Below are 23,048 nucleotides of genomic sequence, written 5' to 3' on the forward strand. Positions count from 1 at the left end.
TCAGGGGTGGGACGGTGTGGGTGGGCAGGACCGTTGGCGCCATGGATGGCGCCATCGAGCCACCAGGGACGGGTTTACGGCGTGTCCTGCCCACCCACACCGTCCCGCCCAGCTCACAGACAACCCAGAGCCGGCTGTTGCTGTTGACGTTGCCCTGGCTTGAAGCAGGTGCAGGGTGCAACCCTGCCGAACCCCCCACTACGGTAGGGTGGGCCGATGCCGCGCTGCAGCTTGGCGTCGACGCAGATTTGATTACACTTGAAACTTGTTTGCCCACGACTCCGGACACCCACCCATGAAGCTTGGTTCTTTGAAGGAAGGCGGCCGCGACGGCACCCTGATCGTCGTCTCGCGTGACCTGCGCCACGGCGTGCGCGCCACCGGCATTGCCGCCACCCTGCAGCAGGCCCTGGAGGACTGGAGCCACATCGCGCCGCGCCTGAACGCCCTGTACGAATCGCTCAACGCGGGCGACGCCGATGGCGTGTTCGACCTGGACCCGCAGGCGCTGGCCGCGCCGATGCCGCGTGCCTATGAGTTCGTCGATGGCAGCGCCTACCTGCCGCATGTCGAGCGCGTGCGCCGCGCCCGTGGCGCCGAGGTGCCGGAGAGCTTCTACACCGACCCGCTGATGTACCAGGCGACCAGCGCCGGTTTCTACGGTCCGCGCGACGCGGTCAAGGTGGTCAGCGAGGACTATGGCATCGACCTGGAAGCAGAGATCGTGGTGATCACCGACGACGTGCCGATGGCCGCCACCCCGGAACAGGCCGCAGGCCATATCCAGCTGGTCGGCCTGGTCAACGATGTCTCGCTGCGCAACCTGATTCCGGGCGAGCTGGCCAAGGGCTTCGGCTTCCTGCAGTCCAAGCCGCGCTCGGCGCTGTCGCCGGTGTTCGTCACCCCCGACGAGCTGGGCGCCGCGTGGCAGGACAGCAAGGTGCACCTGCCGCTGCTGACCCACATCAACGGCCAGTGGTTCGGCGCGCCGGAAGCCGGCGTGGACATGCAGTTCAACTTCGCCCAGCTGGTCGCGCATGCGGCCAAGACCCGTCCGCTCAGCGCCGGCACCATTGTTGGCTCGGGCACCATCGCCAACGAAGACACCAGCAAGGGTGCCTCGTGCTTCGCCGAGCAGCGCGTGGTGGAGACCCTGCGCGACGGCAAGCCGAGCACGCCGTTCATGTCCTTCGGCGACGTGGTCCGCATCGAGATGCTCGATGCCGCCGGCAACAGCATCTTCGGTGCGATCGAGCAGCGCATCGAACAGGCGACCAGGCCCTGAGCAGAGAGGCGGCGATGGAGATCCCGGTCGACGACGGCATCGTGCTGTACACCTACTGGCGATCCAGCGCCGCCTACCGCGTGCGCATCGGTCTGGAGCTGAAGGGCCTGGCCTGGGAAGCCCGGCCGGTGCACCTGGTACGCGATGGTGGCGAGCAGCACCTTGACGCCTATCGCGCGCTCAATCCGCAGCAGCTGGTGCCAACCCTGCTGCATGACGGGCATGCACTGACCCAGTCGCTGGCGATCCTGGAGTATCTGGACGAGCGCTTCCCGCAGGTGCCGCTGCTGCCGGCCGATGCCGCCGGCCGTGCGCGGGTGCGTGCGCTGGCCCAGCTGGTGGCCTGCGATATCCACCCGATCAACAACCTGCGGGTGATGCAGTACCTGGAGCGCACCCTGCAGCTGCCGGCCGACGCCCGCACGCAGTGGACCCTGCACTGGATCGCCGAGAGTTTCACTGCGATGGAAGCGATGCTGGCCAACAGCAGCGCGACGGGCACCTTCTGCCACGGTGACCGTCCCGGCCTGGCCGATATCTGCCTGCTGCCGCAGCTGTACAACGCGCATCGCTTCGGCCTGGACCTGACGCCGTACCCGACCCTGCGCCGCATCGAAGCGGCGTGCCAGGCAGTGGACGCCTTCGACCGCGCACGCCCGGAAAACCAGCCCGACGCCGCCTGAAAGTAGAGGGGACGGAGGGGATTAAGTCGTTTGTGCACTTACGACTTAATTCCCTCCGTCCCCTTTTTGTTGCAATCGGGCCAGATCATCGCGGAACAGCCGATAGGCATCCTCGCGGCGCGCATCGTCGGTCTGCCGCAATACCCATGCCGGGTGCACCGTGGCATAGCCGCGGGTGCCGTCCTCGAGGGTGTGCCAGCGTCCGCGGTCACGTGACAGGTCGAAATCACGGCCGAATACCGAGGCTGCCGCGGTTGCGCCGAGGCACACGATCACCTGGGGCCGCACGCGCGCGATCTCGCCCATCAGCCAGGGGCGGCAGGCCTGGATGTGCCGGCTTTCCGGTCGTTTGTGCAGCCGTACCTTGCCGCGCCGTTCATGATGGAAGTGCTTCACCGCGTTGGTGAGGTACAGCGTCGCGCGATCGATTCCCAGTTCGGTCAGCGCACGGTCCAGTAGCTGACCGGCAGGACCCATGAACGGCTGTCCGCGCAGATCCTCGGTGTCGCCAGGTTGTTCCCCGATCAGCATCATGCGGGCGTCTGCAGGCCCCTGCCCGAACACGGTCTGCGTGGACTGCTCCCACAGCGGGCACTGGCGGCAGGTGCTGGCCTGTCCGCGCAGATTCTCCAGACTGCTGGCATCCGCTGCTGGCATCGCAACACCTGCACGCAGGGGGATCCTGCGCTGCGGCGCCTGCGCGGGACGGTCATGCATTTCCTGCACGCGGTCGGCCGCATCGCGCACCAGGCGTGGCAGCAGCTGGGCCTCCGGCAGGTGGCGCCAGTACTTTGCCGGCATCTCCTGCATCATCATCCGTGTATTGAGTCGCGCCGGATTGAAGATGTTGGCGTAGTAGGTCTGCCACAGTGATTCGCGCGCATCCTCGGCCGGGGCATCCTCGCGCCGTGCGCCGGGGCCGAAGGCAAGCGCCTGCCCATCCCATGCGACGCTGCGCGAAGGCGTGAGGATCGCCCAGCGCATGCCGGTGAAGCGGCGCGCGAAGAAGGGCGCGACCCGGTCGACAATGTGGTGCTGTGGCTCAAACCAGGCGATGAACGCATCAGGCTGGCCAGGCACCTCGCGGAAGCGCACGAATGCCTTCATCTTGTGCGTGTCACGGCGGACGGCCTGGGCGAGCGCCGTTGCGCGCAGGACATCGGCGTCGGCGGGGTTGCTCAGCACCGAACGCTCGCCATGGACGATGCGCCACAGCAGGCGATACAGCAAGGCCAGTCGCTGGGGGTCGCGATGGCACAGGCAGGTGGCCGCCAGTTCCAGGAAATCGCGGGGCACGTTGGGTGCACTGGCATCAGCCAGCATCGGCGCCCGCTGCACGGCCGGCGCATCCAGCAACGACGTTTCGCTCCCTTCCAGCCAGTCCAGCTGAGGCGGGGCCACGCCTCGCAGCAACGCTTCGCGCGCAGCGTCGCGCCAGGCCTGCAGCGACCACTGCGGGTCCACCCGCAGCGACCAGCGCTGCGCGTCAGGCGGCGGGCGGTGCATCAAACAGCGATCCCTGACGAGGCGGTGGGGCCAACTGCGCGCGCAGCGCCGCCGGATCGTCCAGCGATTTGCGTGGATGGTGGTCAGCCAGCTGCACAAACGGAAGCAGTTTGCTCATCGGTGCCTTCAGGCGTGCTACATCGGCAACCCGCAGGCGACCGTGGCGGCGTGCCATCAGCACCCGTTTCACGTTGCGCACGCCCAGCCCGGGTACGCGAAGCAGCATTTCCTTCGGCGCGCGGTTGAGATCCACGGGAAAGCGCTCGGGGTGACGGATCGCCCAAGCCATTTTCGGGTCGATGTCCAGGTCGAGCATGCCGTCCTGGGTGGTATCGGTAATCTCATCCACGCCGTAACCGTAGAAGCGCAGCAACCAGTCGGCCTGGTAGAGGCGATGTTCGCGCTGCAGCGGAGGCGGTTGCAGTGGCAGCTGCCGGCTGGCGTCCGGAATCGGGCTGAACGCGGAGTAGTACACCCGGCGCATCCGATAGTTGCCGTACAGCGCATCGGCGCTGGCCAGGATCTGTTGGTCGTTGGCCCCGTCCGCGCCGACGATCATCTGCGTGCTCTGCCCGGCGGGTGCGAAACGGGGAGGGTGTGGACTGCGGCTGGCCCTCGGCGCCACCGCTGCGGGGGCTTTGCGCGCCTCCTTGGCTTCCTCGATGCGCCAGCGTAGTTCGCCCATCGCGCCGCGTATCGAATGCACCGTCTTCTCCGGCGCCAAGGCGCTCAGGCCGGCTTCGGTCGGCAGTTCCACGTTGATGGACAGGCGGTCGGCATAGCGCCCGGCACTGGCCAGCAGTTCCGGCGAGGCCTCGGGAATGGTCTTGAGGTGGATGTAGCCGGCGTAGCGGTGTTCTTCGCGCAGCTGCCGGGCCACTTCCACCATCTGTTCCATGGTGTAGTCCGCATTGCGGATGATGCCGCTGGACAGGAACAGCCCCTCGATGTAGTTGCGCTTGTAGAAGTCCAGGGTGAGTGCGACCACCTCGTCCACGCTGAAACGTGCACGGGCTACGTTGCTGGAGACCCGGTTCACGCAGTAGGCGCAGTCGTAGACGCAGAAGTTGGTCAGCAGGATCTTCAGCAATGAAACGCAGCGGCCATCGGGTGTATAGCTGTGGCAGATGCCCATACCCTCGGTGCTGCCGATGCCGCCACTGGCGCGCGAATCGCGCTTGCCCGAGCCGCTGGAGGCGCAGGAGGCGTCGTATTTGGCGGCATCGGCCAGGATGGCCAGCTTGCGGATGGTTTCCATTGAGGAAACCTACGGATGAGGGGTCTCATTGGATGAGACCGCCCCTGAATTCTTCAGAAAAAGGGGACGGTGGGGATTAAGTCGTAAATGCACTTACGACTTAATCCCCACCGTCCCCTTTTTCGTGCGGTCAGAACCCGTGAGTGATGCTTGGCTGCCCGGCCGAGAAATCCGCATACGGGTCGTGCTCGCCGCTGCTGCCTTCGGACAGGCGGAACTTCAGGGCCAGGCCATCGCGCGAGTCGGCCGCGCGCAGCGCTTCCTCCTGCTCGATGATGCCGGCCTTGGCCAGACGGAACAGGCACTGGTCGAAACTCTCCATGCCTTCCTCCAGCGAGCCTTCCATCGCCGCCTTGATCTCGTGCACCTGGCCGCGACGCAGCAGGTCACGGATCATCGGCGTGTTGATCAGCACCTCGGTGGCCGGCAGGCGACGGCCCTCCTTGTTCTTCACCAGGCGCTGGCTGATCACCGCACGCAGGTTCAGCGCCAGGTTCATCAGCACGTTCTTGTGCGCGCTTTCCGGGAAGAAGTTGAGGATGCGCTCGATGGTCTGGTCGGCGTTGTTGGAGTGCAGGGTGGCCAGGCACAGGTGGCCGGTTTCGGCGAAGGCGATCGCTGCCTCCATCGTTTCCGCATCCAGGATCTCGCCGATCAGGATCACGTCCGGCGCTTCACGCATCGCGTTCTTCAGCGCGTTGTGGAAGGCATGGGTGTCCAGCCCGACCTCGCGCTGGTTGACGATCGACATCTTGTGCTTGTGCAGGTACTCGATCGGGTCCTCGATGGTGAGGATGTGACCAGTGGTGGTGCTGTTGCGGTGGTCGATCATCGACGCCAGCGAGGTGGACTTGCCGGAACCGGTGGACCCCACCACCAGCACCAGCCCGCGCGGGGTCATGATGACGTCCTTCAGTACCTGCGGCAGGTTCAGCTCCTCGATGCTCGGGATGCGGCTGCGGATGGCGCGGATGACCATGCCCACTTCGCCCCGCTGCTTGAACACGTTGACGCGGAAGCGCCCGGCATCGGGCAGGGCGATGGCCATGTTGAGCTCCAGCTCGCGCTCGAACTGCGGCACCTGGCCTTCGTCCATCAGCGAGTAGGCGATCTTCTTGACCATGCCCGGCGGCAGGCCGGTGTTGCCCAGCGGATAAAGCTTCCCCTCGATCTTGATGTAGACCGGTGCTCCGGTGGTCAGGAACATGTCCGAAGCGTTCTTTTCGGTCATCAGCTTCAGGAAGTAGCCGATATCCATTGCGAATTTTCCCCAACGAAACGGCCGACGCCCGTTGCAAGCACGGTGTCGGCTTGACGACAATGGCCGTGAACCGACAACCGGTACGGCCTCCCCAATGAAACGACTTAGCTTCGCACGAATGCGCCATGGCCTGTATGTGATGGCGTTTGCATTCGCACTGTCTGCCCCCGCCTGGGCGCAGGACGGCGCACTGGAACTGGCCCAGGCCCGGCAGGCGGTCGACAAGGCCACCCAGGCCGACGCCGACCAGTACGCCCCGGACCTGATCGGGCTGGCCCGGCAGGGGCTGGAACAGGCCCAGCGTGCTGCCGGCGACCGCCGTGAGCGCAAGAACGCCCCGGCGATCGCCCTGCGCGCCGCTGCCGATGCCGACCTGGCCCGCGCCCGCAGCGAGGAAGCCACCGTCACCGCGCAGCTGCAACTGCGCCGCAACGAGGTCAACCAGCTGCAACGCCAGCTGTCGACCGGGGAGGACCGCCGGTGAAGCCGATGACTGCCGCAACCCTGGCTGCCCTGCTGACGCTGCCGACCCTGGCCCTGGCCGCCGACAACCCGATGGTGGCGCAGCTGAGCCAGCGTCTGATGGCCATCCAGGCCAATCCCGACACGGCTGAGCTGGGCGCCTTCGAGCGCATGCAGGCCCAGCAGGCCATCGCCACCCTGGACAAGGCCAAGCGCCGCGACCAGGAGCTGGCCACCTACCTGGCCGAGCGCCGGGTGGAGATTGCCGAGACTGCCGTGCGTGCCGCATTGGCCGCGCGTGAGGTCGATCGCCTCGAGCGCACCCGCAGTGATCTGCTGATCGAGGCCAGCCGCCGCGATGCCGCCCGTGCCCGCCAGGAGGCCGAGCAGCTGCGCATGCAGGCGCAGATGCAGGCCGAGGAGGCTGAGCGCCTGCGCCAGGCCGCCGAGGCCGAGACCCTGGCCCGCCAGGATGCCGAGAATGCCCTGACCAGCGTGGCCGGCAAGCAGCAGCAGCGCCTCAGCGCCGCCCAGCAGAACGCCGCCAAGCTGGCCCGCGAGGAAGCCGAGCTGGTATCCGGGCAGAAGCTGCCGGGTTCGAAGTTCGATGGCCGTGGCGAAGTCTTCACCTTCAATGGTGACGCATTTGCCGCTGGCGCCGCCAGCCTGTCCGGTGGGGCCCGCAACCAGACCAAGGCACTGGCCGAGTACCTGAACATCGGCAAGAAGGGCCGCCTGCGCATCGAGGCCTATGACAGCGCCAACGGGGTCGGTCAGAAGCGTGCCGAGGCCCTGCGCGATGCCCTGGTCGCGGCGGGTGTCGCGAGCAACCGGATCCAGCTCAGCGGCAAGAAGGCGGCGTCCACCCGGGGACGCTCGGCCGAGGTCATCATCGCCCCGTAATTGCTTGATATTGTTTGTTTTTCGTTGCAATGAGCATTCAGCCTGAACCCCGCCCCGGCGGGGTTCGGTCTTTTTGCCGCAGGGGTCTTGTACCCCGCCTTGAGCAGGCGTAGGGTCAATCGTCCGGGACGCAATGCCGCGGACCGGACGATGGGAGGGCCGGGCCGATGCAAACAGGGCGCGAACCGCAGCAGATCGACGTGCGCAGGCCAGTGCCGCAGGTCGTTGCAGGCGTCCAGGTGGCCATCGACCGGCGCTCCTCCATGAACAACGCCCCGTGCCTTGCGGCCGGGGCGTTCGTGTATCTGTCGAAGGAGGTCCATCATGTTTGAAGATCAGCCCCAGAGCGAGATCGACGCCCGTCGCGCGCGTGATCCGGAGTTCAGGGCACTCCATGACCAGCACCGCAAGTTGAACAAGAAGTGCATGGACGCGGAGTTGGGTGTACTCCCGATCGATGATGTCACCCTGGGTCGCATGAAGCGCGAGAAGCTGCTGGCCAAGCAACGACTTCTGCGAATGTACGAAACACCGCTCCCAATGACGTCCCCCACGCTTTGACGCACCCCGTCACGCCCGGAACGGCGTGACCCGGCCATCGATGGCCCCGCCGGGCGCTCCTGCCCCGGCATCGCGGCACCGCCGATGAGGCGGCCGCGCCAAGGCACCACAGGCCGTGGTGCCTTGGCCTGCAGGCACAGCTCATCGATGCGGGCGGTACCGGTCTCCTCGTCGATCCGGGGCTGTCCGCATCTCTTTTTACGGTGGACGGGCTGCGGCCCTGCCGACCTGACTTTCATCGCCATCCGTCGGATAATCATCGGTCCGGCCCTGTGCGGCGCGAACCGAAAGTCCTCCGAATGCCCATCCATTCTTCCGTCCTCGAACTCATCGGCCAGACCCCGATCGTCAAGGCCCAGCGCCTGGACACCGGCGTCTGCGAGCTCTACCTGAAGCTGGAGAGCGCCAACCCGGGCGGATCGATCAAGGATCGCATCGGCCTGTCGATGATCGAGGCGGCGGAAAAGCGCGGCGACCTGAAGCCCGGTGCCACCCTGGTCGAGGGCACGGCTGGCAACACCGGCCTGGGCCTGGCGCTGGTGGCCCAGCAGAAGGGCTATAAGCTCATTCTGGTCGTTCCCGACAAGATGAGCCGGGAAAAGATCTTCAATCTGAAGGCGATGGGCGCCGAAGTGCGCCTGACCCGCTCTGACGTGGCCAAGGGCCATCCGGAGTACTACCAGGACCTGGCCAAGACCATCGCCGAGCAGACCCCGGGCGCCTACTTCATCAACCAGTTCGGCAACCCGGACAATCCGGCCGCGCATGAATTCGGTACCGGCCCGGAAATCCTCGAGCAGATGGGCGGCGACCTTGACGCCATCGTGTTCGGCTGCGGCAGCTCCGGCACCATGACCGGCCTGTCGCGTGCCTTCGCCAAGCTGTCGCCGAAGACCGAACTGGTGCTGGCCGATCCGGTCGGTTCGATCCTGGCCGAGTACATCAACGACGGCAATCTGAACGACAAATCGGGCAGCTGGCTGGTGGAAGGCATCGGCGAGGACTTCCTGCCGTCGATCTCCGATTTCAGCCGCGTCAAGAAGGCTTATGCCATCAGCGATGCCGAGAGCTTCCACACCGCACGCGAACTGCTGGGCAAGGAAGGCATCCTGGGTGGTTCGTCCACCGGCACCCTGCTGGCCGCCGGCCTGAAGTACTGCAAGGAGCAGACCACGCCGAAGAAGGTGCTGGTGCTGGTGCCGGATACCGGCAACAAGTACCTGTCGAAGATGTACAACGACTACTGGATGCTGGACAACGGTTTCCTGCAGCGCCCGCAGCACGGCGACCTGCGCGACCTGATCCTGCGCCCTTACGGCCAGCGCGACACCGTGGTGATCGGTCCGAACGACCTGCTGACCACTGCCTACCAGCGCATGAAGCTGTACGACGTGTCGCAGCTGCCGGTGATGGACGGCGAGCAGCTGGTCGGCATCGTCGACGAAAGCGACGTGCTGCTGCACGTGTATGGCGATGAGGCACGCTTCCGCGACACCGTCGCCACCGCGATGGTCAGCAAGCTGGACCGGCTGGACGTGAAGTCGCCGATCGAGGCGCTGCTGCCGGTGTTCGACCGCGGCCAGGTGGCGATCGTGATGGACGGCGACGCCTTCCTGGGCCTGATCACCCGTATCGACCTGCTGAACTATCTGCGCCGTCGCGTGCAGTAAGCCGCTGATCGCCGACGTTCACCGCTGAATCCTGGTTTATCCGCGTCAAAGGTCGTTAAGGCCGCGCTGGTAGACTTCCGCACCTTCGATGGCGCCGTGCGTCGGCGCCCCTCAGGAAAGAACATGTCCAACGCAACTTCCCAGGATCGCGCCCTGGCCCTGGCTACCCTGGCCATCCACGGTGGCCAGTCGCCCGACCCCAGCACCGGCGCGGTGATGCCGCCGATCTACGCCACCTCGACCTACGCCCAGTCCAGCCCGGGCGAGCATCAGGGCTTCGAGTACTCGCGTACCCACAACCCGACCCGCTTCGCCTATGAGCGTTGCGTGGCGTCGCTGGAAGGCGGCACCCGTGGCTTCGCCTTCGCTTCGGGCATGGCGGCCAGCTCGACCGTGATCGAGCTGCTGGACGCCGGCAGCCATGTGGTGGCAATGGACGATATCTACGGCGGCAGCTTCCGTCTGTTCGAGCGCGTGCGTCGCCGCACCGCCGGGCTGGATTTCAGCTTCGTCGACCTGACCGATCTGGCCGCGTTCGAGGCCTCCATCACGCCGAAGACGAAGATGGTGTGGATCGAGACCCCGACCAACCCGATGCTGAAGATCGTCGACATCGCCGCGGTCGCTGCCATCGTCAAGCGCCATGGCCTGATCGTCGTCGTCGACAACACCTTCGCCTCGCCGATGCTGCAGCGCCCGCTGGAGCTGGGCGCTGACTTGGTCCTGCATTCGGCCACCAAGTATCTCAATGGCCACTCGGACATGGTCGGCGGCATGGTCGTGGTCGGCGACAACGCCGAACTGGCCGAGCAGATGGCCTTCCTGCAGAACTCGGTGGGTGGCGTGCAGGGCCCGTTCGACAGCTTCCTGGCCCTGCGTGGCCTGAAGACCCTGCCGCTGCGCATGAAGGCGCACTGCGCCAATGCGCTGGCCCTGGCACAGTGGCTGGAGAAGCACCCGGCCGTGGAAAAAGTGATCTACCCGGGCCTGGCCTCGCACCCGCAGCATGAGCTGGCCGGCAAGCAGATGGCCGGTTACGGCGGCATCGTTTCGATCGTGCTCAAGGGCGGTTTCGAGGCGGCCAAGCGCTTCTGCGAGAAGACCGAACTGTTCACTCTGGCCGAGTCGCTGGGCGGCGTGGAAAGCCTGGTCAACCACCCGGCGGTGATGACGCATGCCTCGATTCCGGTCGCGCGGCGGGAGCAGCTGGGCATCAGCGACGCGCTGGTAAGGCTGAGCGTGGGTGTGGAGGAGTTGGGGGATCTGCAGGTGGATCTGGAACGGGCGTTGGGCGGGAACGCGGCGACCTGAGCCTGCCTACGCCACCCCATGGGAATCAGACTGCCAACTGGAATACACGCGTCATGAATGCGATAACACCTGCTGCCATGCTCCGGTCACTCTGGAGCAATCGCGGCATCATCTGGCTGCTCGGGAAACGCGACGTCCAGAACAAGTACAAGGGATCGTTCGGCGGCTTGTTATGGACACTGATCAATCCGCTGTTGATGCTGCTCATCTACACCTTCGTCTTTGCAGTGATCTTCAAGGCCCGCTGGCATGGCCAGGTAGGGGACAGTCGGGCCCAGTTCGCGCTCGTGATGTTCGTCGGCGTCATCATCCATGGCTTCTTCGCCGAGATGGTGAATCGTGCGCCGGGCATGATCTTCGAGAACACGAATTACGTTACGAAGGTCGTCTTCCCGCTTGAAGCGCTGCCGGTGATCAGCCTCGGCTCCGCGCTGTTCCATACGCTGGCAAGCGCCTTGGTGCTGCTGGTGGGCCTGTTGATCTGCAATGGCGGCCTCCATTGGCATGCGCTGTTGTTCCCCGTGGTGTTGGCGCCATTGCTGGTGATGGCTGTGGGGATAACTTGGATACTCGCCGCGCTGGGCGTGTTCATCCGAGACCTGAAGCAGACCACCACGTTCGTCACCACTGCAATGCTCTTCCTGTCGCCGGTGTTCTATCCGCAATCGGCGTGGCCAGAGAAATACCAGAAACTCTTCCTGCTCAACCCGCTTACCTTCATCATGGAGCAATCGCGCCAAGTGCTGGTGTGGGGCAAGCTCCCTGATTTCGTCGGCCTGGCGGCATACCTGTCGATCGCGCTGCTCGTTGCTTTCGCAGGGTTCGCCGTGTTCCAGAAGATGCGCAAGGGGTTTGCCGATGTCATGTGAAAATCCGGGCCAGCCCGAACTCGCCATCGAAGTGACCGGGTTGGGCAAGTATTACGAGATCTACGCCGATCCCAAGGACCGGCTCAAGCAGTTCGTCCTGCCGGTGCTTGATCGGGCGCTGGGTGGCGAACCGAAGCAGTACCACCGTGAGTTCTGGGCACTGAGGGACGTTTCCTTCAAGGTCCGTCGCGGCGAGACCGTTGGAATCATCGGACGCAATGGCTCCGGAAAGTCGACGCTCCTGCAGCTTGTCTGCGGCACGCTGACGCCGTCCAGCGGACAGGTGAGCACCACGGGCCGCATCGCCGCGTTGCTGGAGCTGGGTTCGGGCTTCAATCCGGAGTTCACCGGTCGCGAGAACATCATGTTGAGCGGAGCGCTGTTCGGGCTGACGGCCCAGCAGATGGAGGAACGCTACGACGACATCGTGGCCTTCTCCGGCATCCCGGATTTCATCGACCAACCGGTTAAAACTTACTCCAGCGGCATGGTCGTGCGGCTTGCGTTTTCCGTGATCGCCCACGTCGACGCCGATATCCTGGTCGTGGATGAGGCGCTCTCGGTGGGAGATGCCTACTTCACGCAGAAGTGCATGCGTTTCCTGCGCTCTTTCATGAAGCGAGGGACGCTGCTCTTCTGCAGCCACGACATGGGGGCCATCATCAACCTGTGCGAGCGCGCAATCTGGCTCGACAAGGGTGTCATGCGCATGAACGGCGCGCCCAAGGAACTGTCGCAGGAGTACCTGGCGTCGCTGTTCGAACCGGAGGATGGCAGCATGGCAGAGACTGCTCTGGTCGAAGGCGGTGGAGGCGAAGTCGAAGTCGAAGACACGTCCGCGGATGGCCAGCCTTCCCCGTTGGAGTTGACCGCGGAACCCGCCTATGTGGATATGAGACAGACGCTCATCGATGCGTCGATGCTCCGGAACGACATCGAGGTCTTCCAGTTCGACGAGAACCGTGCTTCGTTCGGGACGGGCGCTGCGCGCATCACCGCGGTGCATCTACTGGATGCGCAGGGCCAGAAGGTGAACTGGGCGATAGGCGGGCAGGACGTCAAGCTTCGGATCATCGCGCGCGCCAACGAACAGATCAGCCGGCCCATCGTGGGGTTCGTCGTGAAGGACAAGCTGGGGCAGATAATCTTTGCCGACAACACATACCTGGCGCACCGCGACCGTGCCATCGTGGTTCCGCGCAACGGCGAGGTCGTGGCGACGTTTGATTTCAGATTTCCGGTACTTCCAGCGGGCGAATACAGCATTTCCCCAGCCATCGCCGAGGGCACCCAGGCCGACCATGTCCAGCACGAGTGGGTGCACGATGCGCTGATCCTCCACGTGCAGTCCAGCGCCGTCTGCCTGGGGCTATTTGGTGTGCCAATGCGAACTATTGAACTGGAGGCAACGTCGTGAGCCATGATCGTTCCCAGGTGCCTGACGGCGAGATGAGCTTCACCGGCGAACGGTTTCTGCCGGGCGTTAGCGGCGAAATCGAGATGGAGCACTACCACCGCTACCAGCTCGCATCGCGCATTGTCGCCGGCAAGGATGTTCTGGATATCGCCTGCGGCGAAGGATATGGATCTGCCCTCCTGTCGATCGGTGCGGCGCGTGTCACCGGCGTGGACATCGATGCCGTGGCGGTGGCGCATGCGGCAGCGACCTATCCGCGCGAGGGGTTGGAGTTCAAGCTCGGCTCGTGCGCCGCCATCCCGGTGCCCGATGCGAGCGTGGATGTGGTGGTCAGCTTCGAGACCATCGAGCACCACAACCAGCACCAGGAGATGATGGCGGAGATCGTGAGAGTGCTGCGTCCTGGTGGCGTGCTCATGATGTCCAGCCCGGATCGCTACGAGTACTCCGATCGTCCTGGTTTCCGCAATGAGTTCCACGTCAAGGAGCTCTACAGGCAGGAACTGGAGGCGCTGGTGGGGGATTACTTCCCCAACTACCGACTGCTCGGGCAGCGCACCACGATGGCCTCCATGATCGGCCGCGTTGCCGATGGCGGTGGCGCGGCCGAGCCGGTAGCGCCAGGAATCCATTACTGGACCGAGAGCGAAGGGCTGGAGAGCGTCCGCTCGGGCAGCATGCCGCGCGAGCCGGTCTATTTCATCGTACTGGCGTCCGCCGGAGCCTTGCCCAGCTTGCCGGACTCCGTGTTTGAAGTTCCCGGCTATTTTGAATCGCGCGTGCAGCAGGTCGCGGACGATTACCGGCGGGAGATATCACGTATTGGCCAAGAGCGCGACGGTATGCTGCGCGACAAGGATGTGGCGTGGGAAGCGCGGGTCGAGCAGGTGGCTGCCGATTACCGGTCCGAGATAAGCCGCATAGCGGCCGAGCGTGACCAAGCGCTGGCCGACAAGGACGCTGCCTGGGAGGCAGAGCTCAGGAAAGTCGCTCGGGAGTATGAGGATGCCCGTGGTGCTGGTACCGCAGGCGGCGACAGCGCGGGGCCGACGGCCCGCATGGAAGCCGCGCCGGCGACGGTGCCGGCAGGGCATGGTGCTGGGTCGCTGGCGATCGATTCCGACGATGGTGCTGGCGCGGGAGGCGCGGGCGATTGGACCGGCATGTTGCCCTTGGTCAGTCTGATCGTAGTCAACTACAACGGCATGCGTTATCTCCAGCCCTTGTTGGCGAGCCTTGGCGCCTTGAACTATCCGCGCTATGAGGTCGTCATGGTGGACAATGCCTCGTCTGACGGCTCGGTGGACTTCGTCCGCTCCGCCTTCCCGTGGGTAAGGATCGTGGAGTCGGGAGGCAACCTTGGATTCGCAGGAGGCAACAACCTTGGGATGCAAGTGGCTCGTGGCGACCTGATCGGCCTGATCAACAACGACACCGTCGTTGATCCCGATTGGTTGTCGGCGCTTGTCCGGGCACTGATGGACGAGCCGGATGTCACGGCGGCGGGTTCAAAGATCCTGTTCTTCCGGCGATACGTCGAGCTGACGATAGAAAGCCTGCCGTTCCAGCCCAGTGCGGGGGGCCAGTCCAGCGATACGCGCGAGCTTGGGATGCTTGTTGACGAAGCCAGTGGTTTTGTCGAAAGTGGCTACAAGAAGCCTTTGTACGGGGAGGGCTTCTGGGGCAGGGAACAGCACGGAGACCGGAGCGTGCGCTGGACGAGCGGGCGGGGCACGATCCGCCTGCCGCTACCGCCGGATCCGGTTGATGGACGGTATGTTCTTGAGTTGGATGTCTCCGGGACGAATGCCGCAGCGGGCCGTGAATTCACGGTGAGCCTCGCGGGTACGGTGCTGGGCACGGGTGTTCTTGCAGCGGATTATGCAAAGCATGTGTTTACTTGCCCGGCCGCCCTGCTCGATGGCGCTGCCTGTGACGTCATCAATAACGCTGGCACGCTGCTCGATGGCAATGGCGAGGCGGGTGACCGTGGAATCTACGAGGACGACCGTGGTCAGTATGATGAGCCGGAGGACATGCAGGCCCTTTGTGGCGCCGCCATGCTCATGCGCCGCTCTGCTCTGGTACAGGCGGGGCTCTTTGATTCGAACTTTTTCATGTACTACGAGGACACCGACCTGAGCTGGCGCCTGCGCAAGGGCGGGGGGCGCCTGCGTTACGTGCCGGCCAGCGTCGTACGCCATGTGCATACGGGATCCAGCGTCGAATGGTCGCCAGTCTTTGTTTTCCACGTCTCCAGGAATCATGTGCTGATCAAGATCAAACATGCCCCGGCCGCCGTCGCGGGCCGGGCCTACGGAAGGGAAGTACTGAGATGCCTGCGCTCTGCAGTCGCGGCAGCGCGTCGCGGCTTCACTGACAAGCGCCTGAACGCGGAGTTCGGGCTGCGTCTGCGCATCCAGCGTGACCTGTTCAAGCTGCTTCCAGTCGTACTGCGGCAACGTTGGGGCGGCCTGCCGTCCTGCAAGGATCGCATCGGGGCCGTCCCCGCATGAAAGTAGGCATCTATAATCGTTACTGGGCCACGATGGGCGGCGGTGAAAAACACGTCGGCACGATCGCGGAGATCCTGCTGGCCGAAGGCCACCAGGTGGACCTGATCCGCGTCGGCCCCGTCGACGAAGCAGAGTTCAGTAGCAGGATGAACCTCAACTTGGCGGGGGCACACTGGGTCGAGTGGCCCGGCTCCTCCTGCAGCGAGCTCGCGCCACGCTCGGCCGGGTACGATGTATTCATCAATTCCACTTACTGCTCTTCGATGGTCCCGCAGGCCAGAAAATCGCTGTACCTGGCATTCTTTCCCCATGAACTCATCGAGGCCGCGCCGCTTCCCAGGCTTTTTCAGCGTGCGGCGGGAAGATTTGATCGTACCGGACACCCTTGGCTTTCGCGTATGTCGAGTTTGGCGCAGCGCACGCTGCGTCGTGGCGTGGCGTCCAGTCGGCGCCCGTTCATCGACAGTTACGAAGATCCGATGGCGAACTCTGAATTCACGGCAGCGTGGATTCGCAAGCGCTGGGCGCGTGATGCCGTGGTGCTTCCTCCGCCAATCGACGTGGAGCGCTTCGGCTCGGTGGACCTGTCGAACAAGAAGAAGGTCATTCTGAGTGTCGGCCGCTTCTTCTCCGGCGGCCACAACAAAAAGCATATCGAGATGATCACTGCTTTCCGGCAAATGCACGACAAGGGCCTCGTGCCGGAGGGTTGGGAGTACCATCTCGCCGGCAGCGTCCATGCGGAAAGCGAGGAGCATCGCCGCTACTTCCAGAAGGTCAACGCACTGGCGGAGGGCTATCCGATCCGTATTCTCGGAAACCTTGGATCACGGGAGCTGCTGCAGGAGTATGCGGAGGCATCTATCTTCTGGCATGGTGCGGGCTGGGGGGAGCGTGGTGACCAGGAGCCCGAGAAACTGGAACACTTCGGAATGACCGCCTGCGAAGCGATGGCCGCCGGCGTCGTACCCATCGTGCAGCCGTTGGGCGGGCCACGCGAGGTCGTCACCGACGGCGTCGATGGCTATTACTTCAGTGACGCCAGGGAACTCCAGGAGCGCACCCTTTCCTTGATGAAGCTCTATGGGACGCCCGAACTGGCGCAGTGGGCCGCCCGCGCACGTGCCAGCGTCCAGAAGTATTCGCAGGCGAATTTCCGGGCCGTCTTCATCAAATTCTTCAACACGATCGCTTGATCACAGATTTAGGGCAGGCATATGGCACGAGTACTGGTTACAGGTGGTGCGGGATTCCTTGGGTCGCACTTGTGCGATCGATTGGTCGAACGGGGCGACGAAGTCCTGTGCGTCGATAATTTCTACACGGGCTCCAAGCGGAACGTCGAGTCCCTGCTCTCGAACTCGCGCTTCGAGATGATGCGTCACGACGTGACCTTCCCGTTGTATGTCGAGGTGGACCGGATCTACAACCTGGCATGCCCGGCAAGCCCCGTGCACTACCAGCACGATCCGGTGCAGACGACGAAGACCAGCGTCCACGGCGCGATCAACATGTTGGGGCTTGCCAAGCGGACGCGTGCACGCATCCTGCAGGCCAGCACCAGCGAGGTCTACGGTGATCCGGAGATCCATCCGCAGGTGGAGGATTACTGGGGCAAGGTGAATCCGATCGGCATACGCAGCTGCTACGACGAAGGAAAGCGCTGTGCCGAAACTCTGTTCTTCGACTACTGGCGCCAGCACCAGCTGGAAATCAAGGTGATGCGTATCTTCAACACCTACGGCCCCCGCATGCATCCAGAAGATGGCCGGGTGGTCAGCAACTTCATCGTGCAGGCACTGCGCGGGGATGACATCACGATCTATGGCGATGGGCAGCAGACGCGCAGCTTCTGCTATGTCGACGATCTCATCAGCGGCATGATCAGCCTGATGGACAGCCCCGCAGAGCTGACCGGGCCGGTCAACATCGGCAATCCGGGCGAGTACAGCATGCTGGAACTGGCCGAAACGGTCATCCGGCTGGTGGGCGGCCACTCCAAGCTCGTGTTCAAGCCCCTGCCCTCGGACGATCCCCGCCAGCGCCAGCCGGACATCTCGATGGCACGGGCGGCGCTTGGCTGGGAGCCTCGCGTGAGCCTGGAGGACGGCCTGAAGGAGACCATCGCCTACTTCCGCAAGCGCTTGCAGGAATGACGGATATGAAAAGCTCGTCGCTGGTCGTCGTGATGCCTGTTTACGAAGATGTCGAGGCTTCGTCCATGTTGTTCAGGGCTTTGGCACGGGACCAGGGCAATGATGTCTACATCGTCGCAGTCGACGATGGCTCCGTGCGGCAGCCGGTGGACGCCGCCGCGATCGCCGCTGCGGGTCTCGATGGCGTGGTCCTGAAGCTGCGGCGTAATGTCGGGCATCAGAAAGCCATCGCGATCGGGATCGGCTACGTATCCGAACACTTCGTCGATAGGCAGCGCGTGGTCGTCATGGACTCGGACGGCGAAGATACGCCGCGCAGCATCAGCGAGCTCCTGGAGGCGTTGGAGTCCCCCGACGTCGATATCGTCGTGGCCTCGCGCAAGAGCCGGGTGGAAACCTTGAAGTTCCGTGCGTTCTACGTCGTGTACAAGTGGTTGTTCGCGATGCTCAGCGGCCGGCGCATCAGCTTCGGCAACTTCATGGCGGCCAAGCTGCATGCGATCAAGCGCCTGGCGGTGATGCAGGAGCTTTGGGTGCACGTTGCGGCCTGCGTGCTGACATCCAAGTTGCGGGTGGCATCGGTAGCTGTCGACCGTGGCCCGCGCTACGCCGGCAAGAGCAAGATGAACTTCGTTGGGCTGGCACTGCACGGTTTTCGCGCGCTGATGGTGTTTGCCGAGGATGTGCTGGTACGCGTGGGCATCGCCTGCACCGCGATCGCCGGATTGTCAGTGCTTGGCACTGTCCTTGCACTCGGGCTCAAGGCGGTCGGATTCGCTACACCGGGTTGGTTCTCGCTGGTGACCGGCATCCTGTTGCTGGTGTTCCTGCAGACCGGTGCGCTGACGCTGATCATCCTGATGCTCTCCGGAACGCTGCGCAATGGCGGCATTCTTGAAGTCGGTGGCTACAGGGCGTTCATCGCCGAGATCCTGCATGCGCGCACTGAGTGAGCGCATGCTGGCCAGCGAGGTCGTCCGCTATGGGATCAACGGTTTGCTGGCGACCGCGCTGCACTTCATGGTCCTCTACTGCGCGCTGGAAGTATGGGGCTTTCGATCAGCGGGACTTGCCAATGGCGCCGCAGCCTGCGTGGGCATTGCCGCGTCGTTCCTGGGCAGCCGTTACTTCGTCTTCCGCGCCTCCTCGGGCAGTTTCGTCGGCCAGGGTGTCCGGTTCGTAGCGCTTTACGCCGTCATCGCGCTCCTCCATGCACTCGTGCTCTACCTGTGGTCCGATCGAGCGGGCTGGGATTACCGTCTGGGCTTCCTCGTGGCGACTTGCGTGCAGGTGGCCTGTAGTTTTCTTGCAAACAAGTTGGTGGTCTTCAAATGAACAAGCTGGTCAAAGCGTTGCTCCTGACGTTGGCGTACGTCGTTACACTGATTGTCGTCTACATCGTGCACATGCGCTGGTTCAAGGTCGATGTCGTCCTGTACGCCAGTATTTTCGACGGCTTCCTGGCGGCTCTCATCGTCGGCGTGGCGGCACGAGGGGTGGGCGCGCTTTCCGGGTTCTCGGTGCTGGAGAAAGTCCAGCTGATCACGATCTGGCTGTTGGGCGGCTACCTGTTCGCCATATCCGTCCCGACTGTGATTGATCGATCATTGTCCTTCTATATTCTGGAGAAGATCCAACAACGCGGAGGCGGTATCCGTGAGGATGGTTTCGCACGCGTGTTCACTGATGAGTACCTCCCGGAGCACCATTTGGTGGAGGTGCGGCTGACGGAGCAGGAACAGTCGGGCACCATCGCCATCCACGATGGTTGCGTGCGGCTCACGCCCCGTGGCCAGGCTTTGGCAACCGCCAGCCGTTTCTATCGACAGAACTTCCTTCCACGCCAACGTCTGCTGATGGGCCAGTACACGGATGCACTGACCGATCCGTTCCGCTCCAGCAAGCAGGTGACCGACTATGAGTGCCAGTAAGAGCGCAGGCCGCTGGCGCAACGACCTGTTCGCTGCCTCGGTCTTCCTGCTCGTCGGGGTCGTGTTCTACCAACTCAAGGCGAACGCATATTTCACGGCGGTCCCCGGCGATCTTATCGACGCCCGTTTCAACTCGGTGGTCCTTGAGCATGTCTACCTTTGGTTGACCGGCGCCACGCCCGATGTGTGGAGCCCGGGCTTCTTCTACCCGGTGGCCAACGTACTGGCCCTGAGCGACAACCATTTCGGCTCAATCCTTCCTTATGCGGCCTTCCGCTGGTGGGGGCTGGATCGCTCGGAGGCATTGTCGGCCTGGCTAATGCTGGGGGGCGTACTCAACTACGCATGCGCCTACGTCGCCGCCCGTAGTTTGGGGCTGCGTCCTTCCGGCGCGGGAGCGGCGGCATTCGTATTTGCGTTTTCCCTTCCCGTTCTGGCACAGCAGGCGCATGCGCAGTTCGCATTCCGGATGTTCGTCCCTCTGCTGTTCCTAACCTTCTCCCGATGGCTGCAGCACGGCCGCCCCTCATCCCTGGCCTGGAGCTCCCTGCTGTTCGCTGCCCAAGTCTACTGTGCCATTTACACGGGTGTCTTCGCGGCCTACCTACTGCTGGCGATGACGGCCGCTTGGTTGCTGTTGGGGCGTGGCCGAACCCTAGCAGCGCAAGTCCGGGCCAGTTTCGGCAGGAACGAGTTGGGGCGCACGTTGGCCAGCCTTGCCGTCGTGCTCGCGTCTGCCATCGCAGTACTCGCCCTGCTGCGCAGCTATCACGCGGTAACTGAGGTACAGGGGTTCGTCAGGCCGCGCGACGAAATCCTGGGGATGTTGCCGCGGGTGTGGAGCTACCTGATCGCGGACTTCTCACCGCTGACGCGGTTCATCGGCGGCTCGATTGGTGACATCTCGATGCGCCACGAGCACCAGCTCTTCCTGGGCCTGGGCGTCCTGCTGTTCGCCGTCGTGGGGCTGCTCCTCGCCCTGCGGCGCATCGCCGATGCAGAACTGGGCATGCTGGCCGGCTTGGCCACGCTGGTGCTGGTGATCTGCACGCTCAACGTCAGCAATGTGTCGCTCTATCGTGTCTTCCTGCATCTTCCCGGCATTGATTCCATCCGTGCCGTTACACGCGTGATGCTCGTCATGGTGATGCCGATAGGCCTGCTTGCCGGCATCGGATTCCAGCGTGTCCTGCTGCTGGCCTCGCGTCGCGGTACCTGGACGGGCGCCCTGGCCTGTGTGGTTGCCTTTGTGTTGCTGACTGCCGAGTCCGTGACCTTCCAGGCTGGCCATGCGACCTTTGCCCAATGGCAACAACGGCAGGTAGCGTTCGCTGCCCGCGTTCCCGCTTCTGCACGGCAGGGTGACGTCCTATTCGCCGACAGGTCGGCCGAGGCCCCGTATCTTGACGACCTAGATGCCATGATTTACGCGCAGGACCACGGGATGTTCTCCGTGAACGGCTATTCGGGTTACGTGCCGAAGGGCGCGGGCGTGTCGGGCCCCTGTGAGTCGCCCGAAGGGTTTGCGCGCGCGTTCGGCGCCGTCAACGGCCTCGCTGCTCCTGCCATCGAAGCGCTTAGCCACCGCCTAGTACTAGTGCCGCTCGGGGACTGCTCCGGTGGCCGCATGAGCAGGATGTCCGGGCGAGTGGCGTCCGGTGTTGCAGAACACCTGCGCTTGGACATCACTGGCACCACGATCCAGCCGGGTCAGGTTGCGTTCACGCTCACGTTGGCCAATGGCTCGGATGGCGTCCTCTCGACCCGCGAGGTCCTGGGGCGCGACGTGCTGCTGTCGTGGCGGTTCATCCCCGACGGTCGCGACGAACGAGCCGTCGACTGGGATGCACGCCAAGCGCTGGTGTTGGAGTTGGCGCCCGGTGACCAGGCGGAGCTGCACGTCAAGGCGCCCGTCGCATCGGGGAGCTACACCCTGGAGGCGTCGCTGGTCCAAGAGACGATGTTCTGGTTCCACGATGAAGGCATGCGGATCCCGTCAGTCCACGTCGAAGTTCCTTGAATCCATTCTCCCCACAGAAGACACACGGATGAAGATCGCAATTGCAGGTACCGGGTACGTAGGCCTATCCAACGGCGTGTTGCTTGCGCGGAAACATGAGGTTGTCGCTGTCGACATCATGCCCGCTAAGGTAGAAGCGCTCAATGCGCGCAGGTCTCCCATCGCGGACGCCGAGCTGGAACAGGCATTGGCACACGACGCGCTGGATTTCCGCGCGACGCTCGAGCCCCGGGAGGCTTACGAAGGCGCGTCGTTCGTCATCATCGCCACGCCCACCGACTACGACCCCGACACCAATTACTTCAATACCCGTTCGATCGAGTCGGTCATCGCTGACGTGCTGGCCATTAATCCATCGGCCACGATGGTGATCAAGTCCACTATCCCGGTCGGCTACGTGCTCAAGGCACGTGAGAAGTTCGGCGTGGACAACATCATCTTCTCGCCGGAGTTTCTGCGCGAGGGCCGCGCGCTGTACGACAACCTGCACCCGTCCCGCATCATCGTGGGCGAGCGTTCGCCCCGGGCCGAGGCGTTTGCACGCCTGCTCCAAGAGGGCGCCATCAAGCAGGACGTGCCCGTCCTGTTTACTGAACCGACCGAAGCCGAGGCCATCAAGCTCTTCGCCAATACTTACCTTGCCATGCGCGTGTCCTACTTCAACGAGCTGGATAGCTACGCGTTGACGCATGGGCTGGACTCGCGGCAGATCATCGAAGGCATCAGCTTCGATCCACGCATCGGCGGGCACTACAATAATCCATCCTTCGGATACGGTGGCTATTGCCTGCCCAAGGACACCCGGCAGCTTTTGGCCAACTACCAGAGCGTCCCTCAGACGTTGATCCGGGCCATCGTCGATTCGAACACTACGCGGAAGGACTTCATCGCGGCCGATATCCTGCGGCGCAATCCCCAGGTGGTGGGTATCTATCGCCTGATCATGAAGGCCGGTTCGGACAACTTCCGCTCATCCAGCATTCAAGGGATCATGAAGCGCTTGAAGGCTAAGGGCGTTGAGGTGATCGTGCACGAGCCGGAACTTCATGAAGACGCGTTCTTCCGCTCGCGGGTGGTAAACGACCTGGAATCCTTCAAGCAGCAAGCGGACCTGATCATCAGCAACCGGATGGCCGACGCCCTGCTGGATGTGAAGGACAAGGTGTATACCCGCGATCTTTTCGGCGACAACTGAAAAATGATCGAACAAGGCAGGCCGGTGACAGACCGGCCTGCCTT

General features: G+C 63.8%; 20 protein-coding genes. 17 read left to right on the plus strand and 3 right to left on the minus strand.

The genetic code is table 11. The features are described 5' to 3' along the window. The first annotated feature begins 295 nt into the window (after window positions 1–295). On the plus strand, window positions 296–1,285 hold the full coding sequence (locus tag ACSYS9_RS02655) for a fumarylacetoacetate hydrolase family protein (protein WP_032127967.1): 990 nt from the start codon (window positions 296–298) through the stop codon (window positions 1,283–1,285). A 14-nt stretch (window positions 1,286–1,299) separates the two neighbouring features. After that, the gene (gene maiA / locus ACSYS9_RS02660) at window positions 1,300–1,968 is read left to right on the plus strand and encodes a maleylacetoacetate isomerase (RefSeq protein WP_049461325.1); all 669 of its coding nucleotides are present in this window, start codon (window positions 1,300–1,302) and stop codon (window positions 1,966–1,968) included. 45 nt (window positions 1,969–2,013) lie between these two features. Here maiA and ACSYS9_RS02665 read toward each other — a convergent pair whose 3' ends face one another. The 3 genes from ACSYS9_RS02665 to ACSYS9_RS02675 all read right to left on the minus strand — a co-directional run bounded on the left by ACSYS9_RS02665 (window position 2,014) and on the right by ACSYS9_RS02675 (window position 5,990). Next, window positions 2,014–3,474: a UdgX family uracil-DNA binding protein gene (locus ACSYS9_RS02665; RefSeq protein ID WP_071227723.1), complete on the minus strand. Its 1,461-nt coding sequence runs from the start codon at window positions 3,472–3,474 to the stop codon at window positions 2,014–2,016. Continuing rightward, window positions 3,455–4,732 (minus strand): putative DNA modification/repair radical SAM protein, encoded by a 1,278-nt coding sequence (locus ACSYS9_RS02670; RefSeq protein WP_049461330.1) that lies wholly within the window; start codon window positions 4,730–4,732, stop codon window positions 3,455–3,457. Before ACSYS9_RS02670 ends, ACSYS9_RS02665 begins: the two co-directional genes overlap by 20 nt. 130 nt (window positions 4,733–4,862) lie before the next feature. Continuing rightward, window positions 4,863–5,990 carry a PilT/PilU family type 4a pilus ATPase gene (locus ACSYS9_RS02675; protein ID WP_032127971.1) on the minus strand — a complete coding sequence of 376 codons (1,128 nt, stop codon included), beginning with the start codon at window positions 5,988–5,990 and terminating at the stop codon, window positions 4,863–4,865. Window positions 5,991–6,111: 121 nt separating this feature from the next. On the opposite strand from ACSYS9_RS02675, the gene ACSYS9_RS02680 reads away from it, so the two are divergent. The 15 genes from ACSYS9_RS02680 to ACSYS9_RS02750 all read left to right on the plus strand — a co-directional run bounded on the left by ACSYS9_RS02680 (window position 6,112) and on the right by ACSYS9_RS02750 (window position 23,004). Continuing rightward, the gene (locus ACSYS9_RS02680; RefSeq protein WP_049398394.1) at window positions 6,112–6,477 is read left to right on the plus strand and encodes a DUF4398 domain-containing protein; all 366 of its coding nucleotides are present in this window, start codon (window positions 6,112–6,114) and stop codon (window positions 6,475–6,477) included. Further along, on the plus strand, window positions 6,474–7,358 hold the full coding sequence (locus ACSYS9_RS02685) for a hypothetical protein (protein ID WP_440568792.1): 885 nt from the start codon (window positions 6,474–6,476) through the stop codon (window positions 7,356–7,358). Before ACSYS9_RS02680 ends, ACSYS9_RS02685 begins: the two co-directional genes overlap by 4 nt. A 324-nt stretch (window positions 7,359–7,682) precedes the next feature. Continuing rightward, a complete protein-coding gene (locus ACSYS9_RS02690) occupies window positions 7,683–7,919 on the plus strand; it encodes a YdcH family protein (protein WP_004154075.1) in 237 nt (78 codons plus the stop codon). 299 nt (window positions 7,920–8,218) lie between these two features. Then, the gene (locus tag ACSYS9_RS02695) at window positions 8,219–9,589 is read left to right on the plus strand and encodes a pyridoxal-phosphate dependent enzyme (protein WP_049461332.1); all 1,371 of its coding nucleotides are present in this window, start codon (window positions 8,219–8,221) and stop codon (window positions 9,587–9,589) included. A gap of 123 nt (window positions 9,590–9,712) precedes the next feature. Beyond that, a complete protein-coding gene (locus tag ACSYS9_RS02700) occupies window positions 9,713–10,900 on the plus strand; it encodes a cystathionine gamma-synthase (protein ID WP_049461333.1) in 1,188 nt (395 codons plus the stop codon). A 53-nt stretch (window positions 10,901–10,953) separates the two neighbouring features. Next, window positions 10,954–11,769, plus strand: coding sequence for an ABC transporter permease (locus ACSYS9_RS02705; RefSeq protein WP_049461335.1), 816 nt, complete (start codon window positions 10,954–10,956; stop codon window positions 11,767–11,769). Beyond that, window positions 11,759–13,186, plus strand: coding sequence for an ABC transporter ATP-binding protein (locus ACSYS9_RS02710; RefSeq protein ID WP_049461337.1), 1,428 nt, complete (start codon window positions 11,759–11,761; stop codon window positions 13,184–13,186). Before ACSYS9_RS02705 ends, ACSYS9_RS02710 begins: the two co-directional genes overlap by 11 nt. Then, a complete protein-coding gene (locus tag ACSYS9_RS02715; protein WP_049461339.1) occupies window positions 13,183–15,702 on the plus strand; it encodes a glycosyltransferase in 2,520 nt (839 codons plus the stop codon). Before ACSYS9_RS02710 ends, ACSYS9_RS02715 begins: the two co-directional genes overlap by 4 nt. Next, window positions 15,699–16,898 (plus strand): glycosyltransferase family 4 protein, encoded by a 1,200-nt coding sequence (locus ACSYS9_RS02720; RefSeq protein WP_049461342.1) that lies wholly within the window; start codon window positions 15,699–15,701, stop codon window positions 16,896–16,898. The genes ACSYS9_RS02715 and ACSYS9_RS02720 overlap by 4 nt, the downstream gene beginning before the upstream one ends. 21 nt (window positions 16,899–16,919) lie before the next feature. Further along, window positions 16,920–17,858: a UDP-glucuronic acid decarboxylase family protein gene (locus ACSYS9_RS02725; RefSeq protein WP_049461344.1), complete on the plus strand. Its 939-nt coding sequence runs from the start codon at window positions 16,920–16,922 to the stop codon at window positions 17,856–17,858. A 5-nt stretch (window positions 17,859–17,863) separates the two neighbouring features. Further along, a complete protein-coding gene (locus ACSYS9_RS02730; RefSeq protein WP_049461346.1) occupies window positions 17,864–18,811 on the plus strand; it encodes a glycosyltransferase in 948 nt (315 codons plus the stop codon). After that, window positions 18,795–19,193: a GtrA family protein gene (locus ACSYS9_RS02735; protein ID WP_049461348.1), complete on the plus strand. Its 399-nt coding sequence runs from the start codon at window positions 18,795–18,797 to the stop codon at window positions 19,191–19,193. The genes ACSYS9_RS02730 and ACSYS9_RS02735 overlap by 17 nt, the downstream gene beginning before the upstream one ends. After that, window positions 19,190–19,789, plus strand: coding sequence for a hypothetical protein (locus ACSYS9_RS02740; protein WP_049461350.1), 600 nt, complete (start codon window positions 19,190–19,192; stop codon window positions 19,787–19,789). The genes ACSYS9_RS02735 and ACSYS9_RS02740 overlap by 4 nt, the downstream gene beginning before the upstream one ends. Then, window positions 19,776–21,809, plus strand: coding sequence for a hypothetical protein (locus tag ACSYS9_RS02745; protein WP_049461352.1), 2,034 nt, complete (start codon window positions 19,776–19,778; stop codon window positions 21,807–21,809). The genes ACSYS9_RS02740 and ACSYS9_RS02745 overlap by 14 nt, the downstream gene beginning before the upstream one ends. Before the next feature lie 28 nt (window positions 21,810–21,837). After that, window positions 21,838–23,004 carry a nucleotide sugar dehydrogenase gene (locus tag ACSYS9_RS02750; protein WP_049461354.1) on the plus strand — a complete coding sequence of 389 codons (1,167 nt, stop codon included), beginning with the start codon at window positions 21,838–21,840 and terminating at the stop codon, window positions 23,002–23,004. Window positions 23,005–23,048: the final 44 nt, after the last annotated feature.

It is taken from the genome of Stenotrophomonas sp. STK17_22, assembly GCF_051983905.1.
GTDB lineage: Bacteria > Pseudomonadota > Gammaproteobacteria > Xanthomonadales > Xanthomonadaceae > Stenotrophomonas > Stenotrophomonas maltophilia_A.